At 71.7% G+C, this 12871-nt stretch carries 11 protein-coding genes; 7 read left to right on the forward strand and 4 right to left on the reverse strand.

From position 1 onward, the window contains the following. Nucleotides 1-257: 257 nt before the first annotated feature. Both panD and ACIPSE_RS26995 read left to right on the forward strand, forming a co-directional pair. Entirely contained in the window at nt 258-677 is a 420-nt protein-coding gene (panD, locus tag ACIPSE_RS26990; RefSeq protein WP_401666933.1) for an aspartate 1-decarboxylase, read from the forward strand. Nucleotides 678-707: 30 nt separating this feature from the next. Continuing rightward, complete coding sequence (locus tag ACIPSE_RS26995; protein WP_401666936.1) at nt 708-1052, forward strand: GNAT family N-acetyltransferase; 345 nt, start codon at nt 708-710, stop codon at nt 1050-1052. A gap of 405 nt (nt 1053-1457) precedes the next feature. Here ACIPSE_RS26995 and gndA read toward each other — a convergent pair whose 3' ends face one another. From gndA to ACIPSE_RS27010, 3 genes are all read right to left on the reverse strand, one after another. Beyond that, the gene (gndA, locus tag ACIPSE_RS27000) at nt 1458-2897 is read right to left on the reverse strand and encodes an NADP-dependent phosphogluconate dehydrogenase (RefSeq protein WP_401666939.1); all 1440 of its coding nucleotides are present in this window, start codon (nt 2895-2897) and stop codon (nt 1458-1460) included. A 127-nt stretch (nt 2898-3024) separates the two neighbouring features. Continuing rightward, the gene (locus ACIPSE_RS27005) at nt 3025-4878 is read right to left on the reverse strand and encodes a KGGVGR-motif variant AAA ATPase (protein WP_401666941.1); all 1854 of its coding nucleotides are present in this window, start codon (nt 4876-4878) and stop codon (nt 3025-3027) included. Beyond that, a complete protein-coding gene (locus ACIPSE_RS27010) occupies nt 4878-5477 on the reverse strand; it encodes a TIR domain-containing protein (RefSeq protein WP_401666944.1) in 600 nt (199 codons plus the stop codon). Before ACIPSE_RS27010 ends, ACIPSE_RS27005 begins: the two co-directional genes overlap by 1 nt. A gap of 183 nt (nt 5478-5660) precedes the next feature. On the opposite strand from ACIPSE_RS27010, the gene ACIPSE_RS27015 reads away from it, so the two are divergent. Continuing rightward, nucleotides 5661-6788 (forward strand): transglycosylase family protein, encoded by a 1128-nt coding sequence (locus tag ACIPSE_RS27015; RefSeq protein WP_401666946.1) that lies wholly within the window; start codon nt 5661-5663, stop codon nt 6786-6788. Here the strand turns inward: ACIPSE_RS27015 and ACIPSE_RS27020 are convergent. Beyond that, complete coding sequence (locus ACIPSE_RS27020) at nt 6778-7884, reverse strand: DMT family transporter (protein ID WP_401666948.1); 1107 nt, start codon at nt 7882-7884, stop codon at nt 6778-6780. The two genes, ACIPSE_RS27015 and ACIPSE_RS27020, sit on opposite strands and share 11 nt — an antisense overlap. Before the next feature lie 210 nt (nt 7885-8094). Here ACIPSE_RS27020 and ACIPSE_RS27025 point away from each other — a divergent pair, with 210 nt between their 5' ends. The 4 genes from ACIPSE_RS27025 to ACIPSE_RS27040 all read left to right on the forward strand — a co-directional run bounded on the left by ACIPSE_RS27025 (nt 8095) and on the right by ACIPSE_RS27040 (nt 12783). Continuing rightward, nucleotides 8095-8850 (forward strand): (2Fe-2S)-binding protein, encoded by a 756-nt coding sequence (locus tag ACIPSE_RS27025; RefSeq protein WP_401666951.1) that lies wholly within the window; start codon nt 8095-8097, stop codon nt 8848-8850. Nucleotides 8851-8891: 41 nt separating this feature from the next. Beyond that, nucleotides 8892-10046, forward strand: coding sequence for a glycogen synthase (gene glgA / locus ACIPSE_RS27030; RefSeq protein WP_401667278.1), 1155 nt, complete (start codon nt 8892-8894; stop codon nt 10044-10046). Between the two features lie 47 nt (nt 10047-10093). After that, the gene (glgC, locus tag ACIPSE_RS27035; protein WP_401666954.1) at nt 10094-11314 is read left to right on the forward strand and encodes a glucose-1-phosphate adenylyltransferase; all 1221 of its coding nucleotides are present in this window, start codon (nt 10094-10096) and stop codon (nt 11312-11314) included. 149 nt (nt 11315-11463) lie between these two features. Continuing rightward, nucleotides 11464-12783 carry a wax ester/triacylglycerol synthase family O-acyltransferase gene (locus ACIPSE_RS27040; protein WP_401666956.1) on the forward strand — a complete coding sequence of 440 codons (1320 nt, stop codon included), beginning with the start codon at nt 11464-11466 and terminating at the stop codon, nt 12781-12783. Nucleotides 12784-12871 lie beyond the last annotated feature (88 nt).

A 12871-nucleotide genomic window follows, 5' to 3' on the forward strand; every position in this document is an offset into this window, starting at 1 on the left:
TGACACGATGCCCCGCCCGAACGGCGGTGCCTGCTTACGCAGTTCGACGCAAACGAATGAAAGTGGCGCAAGATATTGCGTCGATTACGTCATCTTGTTGCGCTGCATTGCGTGCACCCCGGGCGCCCTGGGTCGGGTGCCGCGACCGGGTGCGGCGGCCGGGCGCCCCTGACCTGGCGGGCGAACCGTTGTACCCTCCGGGGACCGCCCTTGACCTGGAGAAACAGGCAGGGAGCAGACAATTGGGGAGTTACTCCGTGTTTCGAACCATGTTCAAATCGAAGATCCACCGCGCCACCGTCACCCAGGCCGACCTGCACTACGTGGGATCGGTGACCATCGACGCGGACCTGCTGGACGCCGCCGACCTGCTGCCCGGCGAACTCGTCCACATCGTCGACATCGCCAACGGCGCCCGTCTGGAGACGTACGTCATCGAGGGCGAGCGCGGCTCGGGCGTCATCGGCGTCAACGGTGCCGCCGCCCATCTCGTCCACCCCGGCGACCTGGTGATCATCATCAGTTACGCTCAGGTCAGCGATGCCGAGGCGCGCGCCCTGAAGCCGCGGGTCGTGCACGTGGACCGCGACAACCGGATCGTGGCCCTGGGTGCCGACCCGTCGGAGCCGGTGCCGGGCACCGAGCAGCAGCGCAGCCCGCAGGCCGTACCGGCCTGATCCGAGACGGTCACTTCCAGGAGCGTGCCCATGAGCGACACCGAGATCCGCGACGACCGGCCGGCCGGTCTTCTCCAGGCCTTCGACGGCGACGAAGTCACCGGCCGCATCGAGTACTTCGTCCTCGAATCGCCCGGGCGCGCCCTGGTCCCCGTCCACACGATCGTGGAGCCGGCCCACGAGGGGAAGGGCATCGCGGGCTCGCTCGCCCGCGAGCTCTACGCCCTCGCCGAGCGCGAGGGCGTCGTCGTCGCCCCGCTGTGCCCCTACGTCGTCAAGTGGGCCGCGCGCCACCCCGACGAGGCCCCGGCCGCCGACCCCGAGCTGCTGCGTGCGGCGAAGGAGTGGCTGGTGGCGCATCCGGGCCGCTTCTAGGGGTACGCGGGGGAGTAGTCCAGAGCCGATGTCGACGAATGGCCGGAGGACCCCATGACCGACCCCTACCCGGACCCGCTCACCCCGCCCCCCACCCCGGGCCCGGACCCGGTTCACCCGTCGCCCGTACCGGACCCGTCCCCGCCGCCCGCGCCGACGCCGCAACCGCCCGGCCCGGGCCCGCAGCCGACGCCGCAGCCCCCCGGGCCGGGTCCGCTGCCGACACCGCCCCCGGACCCCGCGCCGTCGCCGGTCCCGCCGGGTCCGGAGCCGGTACCGAGCCCGGAGCCGGGACCGCCGCTCAGCTAGGGCGGACAGGGCCCTGAACGCGCCAGGGGCGCGGGAACCGTGTGAACGGTTCCCGCGCCCCTGCCGTCGTCCCGCGAGCGGCGGCCCCGATCGGGGTCAGCCGGAGATCTCCGAGCGGTCCCCGCCCCAGAGCGTGTGGAACGAACCGTCCCGGTCGGTCCGCCGGTAGGTGTGCGCCCCGAAGAAGTCCCGCTGGCCCTGCGTGAGCGCCGCGGGCAGCCGCTCGGCACGCAGCGCGTCGTAGTACGCGAGCGCCGCCGAGAAACCGGGCGTCGGCACACCCTGGCGGGTCGCCGCGACGATCACCTCACGCCAGTCGTCCTGAGCGGCGGCGATCTCCCGGGCGAACGTGTCGTCGGACAGCAGGCTCGGCAGGTCGGCCCGCGTGTCGTAGGCGGCCCGGATGCGGTCCAGGAACGCCGCCCGGATGATGCACCCGCCGCGCCAGATCGCGGACACGGCACCCAGGTCGATGTCCCAGTCGTACTCCTCGCGCGCGGCGGCGATCTCGTGGAAGCCCTGCGTGTACGACACGATCTTCGAGGCGTACAGCGCCTGCTCGACCCGGTCGGCGAACGCGGCGGCCTCGGCCTCGCCGAGCGGCGTCGCCTTCGGCCCGGCGAGCCCGCGGGACGCCTCGCGCAGATCGGCGTGGCCGGACAGGGACCGCGCGAAGACGGCCTCGGCGATCCCGGAGACCGGGACGCCCAGGTCGAGGGCGATCTGCACGGTCCAGCGCCCGGTGCCCTTCTGCTCGGCCTGGTCGACGACCACGTCCACGAACGGCTTCCCGGTGGCCGCGTCGACGTGCGCGAGCACCTCGGCGGTGATCTCGATCAGATAGGAGTCGAGCCGCCCGGTGTTCCAGGTACGGAAGATCTCCGCGATCTGCGCGGGCGTGTACCCGGCGACGTCGCGCAGCAGCTGGTAGGCCTCACCGATGAGCTGCATGTCGGCGTACTCGATGCCGTTGTGCACCATCTTCACGAAGTGGCCGGCGCCGTCCGCGCCGACGTGCGTCACACAGGGCGCGCCGTCCTTCGCCTTGGCGGAGATCTTCTCCAGCATCGGACCGAGCGAGTCGTACGACTCCTTGGAGCCGCCGGGCATGATGCTCGGGCCGTTGAGCGCGCCCTCCTCGCCGCCGGAGATGCCGGTGCCGACGAAGTGGATGCCCTGCTCGCGCAGTTCGCGCTCCCGGCGCCGGGTGTCGGCGAAGTGCGCGTTGCCACCGTCGATGATCATGTCGCCGGGCTCCAGGAGCGGCGCGAACTCCTCGATCACCGCGTCCGTCGGCCCGCCGGCCTTCACCATGATGACCAGACGGCGCGGTCGCTCCAGCGCCGCCACGAAGTCCTTCGCGGTCTCCGCCGCGATGAAGTCGCCCTCGTGCCCGAACTCCTCGACCAGGGCCTGGGTACGGGACGCCGTCCGGTTGTGCACCGCGACCGTGTAGCCGTTGCGGGCGAAGTTGCGGGCGAGGTTGCTGCCCATGACCGCGAGGCCCGTGACGCCGATCTGCGCTGTAGTGCTCATACCGCCTGCTCCCAAAGAATCCGTCATGTGCCGGTCGTGTCCGTCAGTATGGTCCACCGGCCATCCTGGTCCGCCGGCTGACGGACCGCACGTCAGGGATACGTCCGGCGGTCCTCCGGATGTTCAGTCAGAACATGGTGTCGGGGAGCACCACGGTGCCGCTGTTGGGCAGCGGGGCGTCGGGGGGCAGCCGCAGAATCCTCCGGGCCAGCTGACGCACGTGGTCCACGTAGTCCCTCGGCGTCAGCGCGGAGCGGAAGTCGACGCCGCTCCACGTCGCCACGAACGACGGCGGTTCCACGTCGCCCACGAGGACGGGGATCACCTGCTGCCGCCGGGGCGACAGCGCGGCCCGGTCGAACTCCTGGAGCGCGTGCTCTGACCGGGTCCACGCCCCGGTCACCACGGACACCACGGTGTCCGCGTTGCGCAGCCCGTCCTCCAGCTTGGTCGGCCAGTGGTCCCCGCTCTGCACCTCCCACTCGTCGACGAAGACGGAGACCCCGAGCCGTTTGAGGTTCTCCGCGAGGGCGAGGGTCCAGTTGGCGTCCGCGTGCGCGTAGGAGAGGAACACGTCGTGATGGCCGCCGCCGCGCGACGAGTGCGGTTCGAGCCGCCGCGAGTCCTGTCGGACACGGGCGGCGATCGCCCGGGCCGCCTGCGCCACGGTGCCGTCCTCCAGGTTGAACGCCTGGAAGGACTGCGCCAGCCGCGGCAGTTGGCCGATGGCCGTGGAGGAGGTGACCACGGGCAGCGCCAGCCGTTCGGTGACCGCGTTCACGGAATGCCGCAGGAAGTAGCTGGTGTCCAGGTTCTGGGACGGGTCCTCGCCGTTCTCGTCCATGATGAGCACGAAGTGGCGGCAGTCGTCGATGTGCCGGGACTGGGTGCCCGCCGAGGGCGACAGATCGCTGGAGAGCCGCGCGCTCACGCCGTTCTCCCGCAGCAGCGAGGTGAAGTTCCGGGCCAGCTTGGTCGTGGACTGGCTGTGGCTGACGAACACGTCGGTCGTGTAGCCCCGCCGCGCCGCCTGCTGGGCGGTCTCCACGTACGAGTCCCGGTTCTCCACCAGCAGACTGACGTCCTCCAGCCGCCGGGCGAGCAGCGCGGCGAGACCGGCGATGCTGTAGGTGACCTGCTCGGAGTTGCGGGGACTCTCGGTCAGGGCGGGCAGCGACTCACCGAACGACCAGACGGGGAAGTAGGGGATCGTCACGCGCTGGAGCAGCTCCCCCGGGTCGCTTCCCCGGGGCGCCCAGTCCCGCAGCCGGGGCTTCATCCGCTCCGCGAGTTCCCGCCGCCAGGTCTCGCCCTGCTCGTACTCGGGCTGGGCGTCGAACCTGCTGAGCAGCGGGACCGTGAGCAACCTAGGCCGGTCGTAGGGCAGTTCGTCCCGTGCCTGCATGGCGCGTTCGACGATGTCCAGGACGCCCCGCACGTTCTGCTCGTTGGCGGTGAAGGCGAACACCAGCACATCGGGGACCTGGGCGGTGCAGATGCCTCCGGAGTCGGTGATGCCGGTGCGGCTGTCGACGAGGACGAGGTCGTACTCCCGCATCCACGCCGCGCGCCACGCCTCCAGGGTCGCCCCGAAGTCGTGCGCGGAGTACAGCTTCTCCCAGTCGACGTCCTGGAGCCGGGAGACATAGCTGCCGTCGCCATCCTTGCCCGCGGCGATCAGATCCAGCCGCGCGCCGCCCGGCAGGTTCACCGGGGTGCGGTGCCGCAGGGCCGTGTTCGCGCCGTCGGGCGTGTCCCGCGCCTCCTCGATCATCTCCAGCAGACCGGCCCGCGGCGGCTCCTGGAGGTAGGGGTCGAAGAAGTACGACAGCCCCGGTGCCTCCAGGTCCCAGTCCACGCACAGCACCCGGTAGCCCCAACGGGCCAGCAGCACTGCAGTGTTGGCGAGCGCGAAGCTGCGGCCGACACCGCCCTTGTAGGAGTAGAACGTGATGACCTGACCGTTCCGGCGGGGTTCCATCACGCTCCAAAGCGGGGGAGGCGACCGCGGACGGGCGCGGTGGCGGCGGGCGGCCGGAGAGCGGGCCAGTCGGCGCACCAGTCCGGAACCTCCGCCAGCCGGCCGGCGATGAGCTCGGACAGACGCTGCACCTCCTTGTGGAAGTGCGGATAGGCCTCGGACTCCTGGTACTTGGGGTACGGGACGTTGTAGTCCTTGAACTCCCGGTGCAGCTGGCGCCGCTGCACCTCGGCCGGGAAGGACGTGCCGTCCGCGAACACCACCGGGAGGATCAGGGTGTTGCCCTGGACGCGCTGTTCGCGTTCCTCCATCGTCGCCCATTCCGCGGTGCACCAGGGGGACTGGAAATACGGGGCGGAGAGCACGGGCACCAGCAGCTTGCTGCGGCCCAGCGAGGACGCGATCTGGTCCGGCCAGGGGGTGCCGATGTGTTCCTCCAGCTGGCGGTCGATGAATATCTCGGCTTTGCCGATCTCGTCCTCGAGGCAGCGTTTCAGGGCCGGATAGAAGTGGTTCCACACCCACTCGCAGACGTTCCCCGCGCTTCTGCTGTAGCTGACGAAAACGTCGAACTCGTAGTCCACCGCTGCCCCGTTCACCTGCGCGTTCCCCCGGACGGAACGGAGTTTAGCCCTCGGTGGCGCACTCAACAGGCCTTTCGGTGAACGGCATTCGGCACGGGGCGGCTGCGGCGCGCGGGGCGAGGGTCGTCCGATTGCCGTCTTGTCATGGCCTGTTCGGGGCACTTATTTTTGGCCTTCCTACGCACTAGGGGGAACTCCATGGCCGTACGCGGCCGGCACCGCCGGTATCAGCCGAACAGGATCAACCGAGCCTCGCTCACCGTCACGGCGGGCGGCGCCGGAATGGCGATCCCGCTGATCGGCGCCGGCGCGGCCCAGGCGGCCGACGTGGACACCTGGAACAAGGTCGCCGCGTGCGAGTCGAGCAGCAACTGGAGCATCAACACCGGCAACGGTTACTACGGCGGGCTCCAGTTCACCCAGTCCACCTGGGAGGCCTTCGGCGGCGCCCGGTACGCGCCGCGCGCGGATCTCGCCACCAAGGACCAGCAGATCGCCGTCGCGGAGAAGGTGCTGGACGGGCAGGGGCCGGGCGCGTGGCCGGTGTGCTCCGTGCGGGCCGGGCTGACCCGGGGCGGGGACACCCCCGACATCCACCCGGCGGGGGAACGCACCAGCAAGACCTCCGTGCAGGACGTGCAGCCGCAGACCACACCGCAGTCCCGCGCCGGATCCGCCGAGATGTACACCGTCGTCCGCGGCGACAGCCTCTCCCGGATCGCCGACCGCGAGGACGTCAAGGGCGGCTGGCAGCGCCTGTACGCGGCCAACCGGAAGGCGATCGGCGCCGATCCGGACCTGATCCTGCCGGGACAGCGGCTGGACCTGCGCGGCAAGGCGACGGCGCCCCCGGCGGCCCCCGAGACGTCCACGGCCACCACGAAGGCCACCGAGAAGAAGAGCACCGACACCGACACCGGCCGTTCCCTGGTCGCCCCGGTGAACGCCCCCACCGGCACGCCCTACCACAAGACGGGTTCCTCCTGGTCGAAGGGCTACCACACCGGCGTGGACTTCGCGGTGCCCACCGGCACGTCCGTGAAGTCGGTCGCCGCAGGGAAGGTCGTCACCGCCGGCTGGGGCGGCTCCTTCGGCTACCAGGTGGTCGTCCGGCACTCCGACGGCCGGTACACCCAGTACGCCCACCTGTCCGCGATCTCCGTACGGGACGGGCAGAGCGTCGGCGCCGGTCAGCGCATCGGACGGTCGGGGTCCACGGGCAACAGCACGGGCCCGCATCTGCACTTCGAGGTGCGGACGGGGCCCGGTTTCGGTTCCGACGTCGACCCGGTGGCGTACCTCCGGGCCGGCGGCGTCAGGATTTGACCCTGGTGCGGTGCCGGTCCAGGACCGGCATCGGGATGTACGTGGCGGCGTAGAACGGGCCGCCGTAGAAGAACACCGGCTCGCCCGCTTCCGTGCCGTCCGGTCCGTCCGCGTGCTCCTCGGGCGGACCCGGCCGGTCCGCGGGCGCGGTGCCCACGAGGAGTTCCTCGCGGATCACCGGCTGCCCGGGGAGGCCGGTCAGTAGTTCCTCGGGGGAGTCGGGCGTGCGCAGCGCCGGGAGCGGCTCGGGCAGCGTCTGCGGCTCCTCGCGGGCGATCCGCTCGGTCGTCAGCAGGATCAGCCCGCCCGCCGCGACGACGCCGCAGCTCAGGGCGAGCGCGGTACCGGTCGTGCCGTAGCGGAACGTCTCACCGAACATCGTGATGCCGACGGCCGCGGCGACCACCGGGTTGACGACGGTCAGCGTGGCCAGCGGGGCCGCGAGCCCGGCGCCCCGGTAGGACGCCTGCGAGAGCAGCATGCCGGCCGTGGCCAGGACGCCGATGACGGCGAGCGAGGGCGCGTCCGCCAGGGACACACCGCCGGTCCAGTCGACCGCGACGGTCTTGGTGAACACCGAGGACATGCCGAACGCGATACCGGACGCGGTGGCCAGCAGGATGCTGCGGACCGCCGGGTGCCGGTGGGCCGCCCGGCCCGCGACCATCAGGGAGACGAGCGCGGCGGCGGTGACGGCCGCGACCGTCACCCGCTGGGCGGTGTCCAGGGACTGCGCGTCGGACGCGCCGACCAGGGAGAGCAGACCGGCCAGACCCACGGTCGCCATGATCGCGCCCCGCCAGGCGGTCGCCCCGGCCTTGCGGCCGACGAACAGCGCTGCCATGGGCAGGGCGAACACGATGGTCAGCGCGCCGAGCGGCTGGACCAGGCTGAGCGGGCCGAACGCGAGGGCCACCACGTGCAGGAGGCCGCCCAGGCCGTTCAGCGCGACCGCCGCCCACCAGCTCGGCCGACGCAGCGGGGCGTACTGCTGCAATGGGGAGGACGCCGCGACCTGCTCCTGGACGATCGCACCGGCGGCGTAGGCGACAGCGGAAACGAGCGACAGGACCACGGACAACGCGAGGGCGCTCATGTGCGGCTCCTCTGCGTGAGGCAGGGGCAATCACCCCGGCGCGGCGAACGGTCGGCTTCCATGGACAACACGATGCCGCGAAAAACTGTTCCCGTCGTCGTACCTGAGCAGGCATTGGGTCCTACTGCCGATGGAGTATTACGGAGCGTCCGTCCTCCCCAGGGTGGGTGACACCGACCCTGACCCCCTGGGGGCGCCCTCCTAGGGGGCTTGGTACTACTGCTCCTCGTGGACCTCGACGCCGATCTCGCCGCGCTCCGACCGCTCGGTGGCTTCTTCCTACTACGGACGGGAGCACCGCCCCGTTCAACGCTGCCGTCACTCGCCCGGACGTACGCCGACATAAAGTCGGATGTTTACGAAAATTCGCTGACTTTCCGTGTCCGGAAGGTGGCCGCCGCTCTCCGCACCCCCGAGACGCGGACCGCCGCCTCGATCGCCCACCAGGGGCTCGCGTCCCGCCTGTGGTCGGCGGCCCTCGGCTGCGCCGTCCTGTACGGCCGCGTCCCCGACCTCGACGCCCGGCTCCTGCGCTGGGACGCCGACGGCGGCGCCCCCGACGACCTGTGGCTGACCGAGGTCCGGCCGCTGCCCGGCGACGCCGGCACGCTCGCCCGGACCGTGCTCGACGGCCACCTGGAACCGCTGGCCGAGGCGCTGCGGACCCGGTACGGACCCGCCGCCGGACTGCTGCGCGGCAACGCGGCGTCCGCCCTCGCCGGAGCCGCCCGGCAACTGGAGCTCCGCACCCGCGCCGGGGGCCGCCCGGACCTCGCCGCCCGCACCCGCGACCTCACCGCCTCCCTCCTCGGCCACCCGTACCTCACCGGCACCGGAACCCTCACCGGCACCGCCTTCCGCCGCCGCAGCTGCTGCCTCTACTACCGGGTGCCCGGCGGCGGCGTGTGCGGGGACTGCTGCTTCACCCGGCCCCCGCGGTCTTCCCCGCACGCCGCATCTGGGTGACCATGAGAACCGAACAGGCCGCCGAGCATGGGGGGTTCCGGGTGCGTGTGGGACTGCTGACCCGGGAGTACCCGCCGGACGTCTACGGCGGTGCGGGCGTCCATGTCGAGTTCCTCGCCAGGGAGTTGGGCTCCCTCGTGGACCTGGAGGTGCACTGCTGGGGCGAGGGCCGCGGAGTGGGCGTCGTGCGCCACCGCCCCTGGGCCGCCCTGGACACCGCCAACGACGCGCTGCGCACCTTCTCCGTGGACCTGGCGATGGCTGCGGGCCTCGAAGGCCGCCAACTCGTCCACTCCCACACCTGGTACGCCAACCTCGCGGGTCACATGGCCAAGCTCCTGCACGGCATCCCGCATGTGATGACCGCCCACTCCCTGGAGCCGCTGCGCCCCTGGAAGGCCGAGCAACTCGGCGGCGGATACGCCCTGTCGAGCTGGGCGGAGCGCACCGCGATCGAGGCCGCCGACGCGGTGGTCGCCGTGTCCGGCGCCATGCGCGAGGACATCCTCGCCTGCTATCCGGCCCTCGACCCGGCCCGGGTGCACGTCGTGCACAACGGCATCGACACCGCCCTGTACCGCCCCGACCCCGGAACCGACGCGCTCACCCGCGTCGGCGTCGACCCCGGCCGGCCCTACGTCCTCTTCGTCGGCCGCATCACCCGGCAGAAGGGCGTGCCCCATCTGCTGCGCGCAGTACGGGACATCGACCCGGCCGCACAGGTCGTGCTGTGCGCCGGGGCCCCCGACACCCCGGAGATCGACCGCGAGTTCCGGCAGCTCTACGAGGAGCTGAGCGCCGTACGCGAGGGCGTGCTGTGGATCCCGCAGATGCTGCCGCGCCCGGACGTCATCCAACTCCTCACCCACGCCGCCGTGTTCGTGTGCCCGTCGGTCTACGAGCCGCTCGGCATCGTCAACCTGGAGGCCATGGCGTGCGGTACGCCGGTCGTGGCCTCCGCGGTCGGTGGCATCCCCGAGGTCGTGGACGACGGCAAGACCGGCCTCCTGGTGCCCGTGGACGACGGCTTCGAGCCCGCCCTCGCGCAGGCGCTCGACTCCGTCCTCGGTGACCCGGAGGGCGCCCGGCGCATGGGCGAGGCCGGACGGGAGCGCGCGGTGGGCGAGTTCGGCTGGGACGCGGTCGCACGGCGCACGGCCCGGCTCTACGAGGAGATCCTCAAACAGGCGTACTAACCCGTATTCAGGGCAGGCATGGGTCAACCAGGGTGAGGGGAGCGGCCATGCGTCGTGGCGGACCTTCGGTGCTCGGAATCGTACTGGCGGGCGGGGAGGGCAAGCGCCTCAAGCCCTTGACCGACGACCGCGCGAAACCAGCGGTCACCTTCGGCGGCACGTACCGCCTCGTGGACTTCGTGCTGTCCAACCTCGTCAACGGCGACATCCTGCGCGTCTGCGTCCTGACGCAGTACAAGTCGCACTCGCTGGACCGCCACATCACCACCACCTGGCGGATGTCCAGCCTGCTCGGCAACTACGTCACCCCCGTCCCCGCCCAGCAGCGCCTCGGCCCGCGCTGGTACCTGGGCAGCGCGGACGCGATCCTCCAGTCGCTCAACCTCGTGCACGACGAAGGGCCCGAGTACGTCGTCGTGTTCGGCGCCGACCACGTGTACCGGATGGACCCGCGCCAGATGCTCGCCCAGCACATCGAGGGCGGGGCGGGCGTGACGGTGGCGGGGATCCGGGTGCCGCGCGCGGAGTCCTCGCAGTTCGGTGTGATCACCCCCGGCTCGGACGGGCAGAGCGTGGAGCGGTTCCTGGAGAAGCCCGCCGACCCGCCCGGACTCGCAGGCGACCCCGAGTCCGTCTTCGCCTCCATGGGCAACTACGTCTTCACCACCAAGGCGCTGATAGAGGCGCTGCAACGGGACGCCGAGGACGAGAACTCCGTGCACGACATGGGCGGCTCGATCCTGCCCCAGCTCACCGACCGCGGCGAGGCCCAGCTCTACGACTTCAGCGCCAACCACGTGCCCGGCGAGACCGCCCGCGACCGCGGCTACTGGCGGGACGTCGGAACCCTCGACGCCTACTACGACGCCCACATGGACCTGATCGCGGAACGTCCCGCGTTCAACCTCTACAACCGCCAGTGGCCCATCTACACCCACTCCAACCAGCTCTCCCCGGCGCGGTTCAACGCGGGCGGCATGGCCAGCGAGTCGATCATCAGCGCCGGGTGTCTGATCCGCGGCCAGGTCACCCGCTCCGTCCTGTCGCCCGGCGTCCGGGTCGACCCGGGGGCCGTGGTCCAGGGCTCGATCCTGCACGACAACGTCAAGATCGGCCGGGGCGCGGTGGTCCGGGGCGCGGTGCTCGACAAGAACGTCGAGGTCCCGCCGGGTGCCACCATCGGTGTGAACCCGGACCGGGACACGGAGCTGTACACCGTCTCCAAGGGCGGGGTGATCGCCCTCGGGAAGGGCCGGCAGGTGTCCTGAACGGGCCTCGTGGTGCCCGTGTGACGGGTGGGGAACCGGCGGGCTGGACTTAACCTGACATTAACTGTGCGTAGCTTGATCGTACTTGACCGTAATCGCCGGAGGGCGATTGACTGCTTGCCCACCCGTCGTCGACGCGAGGCAAGCCCTTGACCTCAGAACTGCTCGCCCCTCTCGACCTGGCGTTCTGGAACATCGAGTCCGCCGAGCACCCCATGCACCTGGGTGCCCTCGGTGTCTTCTCGGCGCACTCGCCCACCGCGGGCGCCCACGCGGCCGACCTGCTCGCCGCGCGGGCCGCCGCCGTGCCCGGCCTCCGGATGCGCATCCGGGACGTCTGGCAGCCCCTGTCCTTCGGCGGTGCCACCCGCGAGCCCGCCCCCGACTTCGACCCCCTGGACCACGTCACCCTGCACGCGCCCACCGCCGACTTCCACACCGAGGCCGGACGGCTCATGGAGCGCCCGCTGGAGCGCGGCCGGCCGCCCTGGGAGGCGCACGTCCTGCCCGGCGAGTCCGGCACGTCCTTCGCCGTGCTCTTCAAGTTCCACCACGCCCTCGCCGACGGCCTGCGCGCGCTCACCCTGGCCGCCGCGATCCTCGACCCGATGGACCTCCCGGCCCGCGGGCCGCGCCCCGAAGAATCCCCGAAGGGCTTCCTCCCGGACGTGCGCAGACTGCCCGGACTCCTGCGCGGAGCCGTCTCCGACGTGGGCCGCGCCCTCGACATCGGCGCGTCCCTCGCCCTGTCCTCCCTCGCCGTGCGCTCCTCGGCGGCCCTGTCCGCCGCACCGAGCGGCACCCGCCGTACCGCGGGCGTCGTCGTCGACCTCGACGACGTGCACCGGGTCCGCAAGGCCCAGGGCGGCACCGTCAACGACGTGCTCATCGCCGTCGTCGCCGGAGCCCTGCGGCGCTGGCTCGACGAGCGCGGCGACGGCAGCGACGGCGTGGCGCCCCGTGCGCTGATCCCCGTCTCCAAGCGCCGCCCGCGCACCGCGCACCCGCAGGGCAACCGGCTCTCCGGGTACCTGATACGGCTTCCGGTCGACGACCCCGAGCCGCTCAGCCGCCTGGACACGGTCCGCAGCGCCATGGACCGCAACAAGGACGCGGGACCCAACCGGGGCGCCGGTGCCGTCGCCCTCCTCGCCGACCACGTGCCCCCGCTCGCCCACCGGCTCGGCGGACCGCTGGCCGGCCAGGCGGCCCGGCTCTGGTTCGACATCCTCGTCACCAGCGTCCCCCTGCCCGGCCTCGGCCTGAAGCTCGGCGGCAACCCCGTCACGGAGGTCTACCCCTTCGCCCCGCTGGCCCAGGGACAGTCGCTGGCCGTCGCCATCTCCACGTACCGGGGGCAGGTGCACTACGGGCTCGTCGCGGACGCCGAGGCCGTCCCCGACCTCGACCGCTTCGCCCACGCCCTGACCGCGGAGCTGGAGACGCTCGTCACCGCCTGCGGCGCCTGACTGTGTCCTTCGGCTCGTTCGCCGCCGTCTTTTTGGAGGTCGGGCCCGGCGCTCCGTAGAATTCCACGTTCGAAAGCGGACGCGGTCG

Origin of the sequence: Streptomyces sp. NPDC090106, assembly GCF_044747265.1 — a bacterium.
Taxonomy (GTDB): Bacteria; Actinomycetota; Actinomycetes; order Streptomycetales; family Streptomycetaceae; genus Streptomyces.